This is a genomic window from Rhizobium sp. PDO1-076, from assembly GCF_000247475.1.
Taxonomy (GTDB): domain Bacteria; phylum Pseudomonadota; class Alphaproteobacteria; order Rhizobiales; family Rhizobiaceae; genus Allorhizobium.
In genome coordinates this window covers 1-554 of the sequence record NZ_AHZC01000368.1, presented here as the reverse complement: position 1 = coordinate 554, position 554 = coordinate 1, and the positions used below count along the sequence as shown (strand labels likewise).

The following is a 554-nucleotide window of genomic DNA, read 5'->3' as shown; positions in this document are numbered from 1 at the left end:
CACAGTGATCGTATTACTCTCACCATTGCTGAAGATGCCATCGGCGTCGTCGCCAGCAGTGGAAACCTCACCACCGCTGACCTCGACGGTGTTGCCGGAGCCGCTAAACACCTCCATGCCATGGGTGCCATTGCCTGTCGCAGAAATTTCACCGCCGCTGAGCGTGACATGATTGTCGAAGGCAACAAAAAGACTGACAACACGGCCCCCCTCAGCCGAAACCAGGCCGCCGTTGATGGTCACCGTGTTTCGAGCTCCAATTATGCTAACGGTAGGACCAGCATAACTTGAGATCGATGCATCGGCATTGATCGTGATTTGGCTGTCTTCCCCGGATACCACCAGTGCCCTGCCGATCGTGTCGGGAATGATATCACCGTTGCCATCCACCTCGCCCAAGCCGTCACCGAACGTGATCGTGACATTGTTGGCGTCGGACAGTGTTACGATCGGGTCGTCCAGCTCGACATCATTGCACACGACCGTGGCGCCCGTTTGCGGAGCCTGAACCGACCCGGCCCCCGTGATGCTGCATGCCGCCTGTGCATCCGGCA

The 554-nt window shown here is 58.1% G+C and carries 1 protein-coding gene; it reads right to left on the bottom strand.

Going from position 1 to position 554, the window contains the following annotated elements; translation table 11 throughout:
• A partial coding sequence (locus PDO_RS28420; RefSeq protein WP_007605022.1) for a hypothetical protein occupies positions 1–554 on the bottom strand: 554 nt, incomplete at both ends.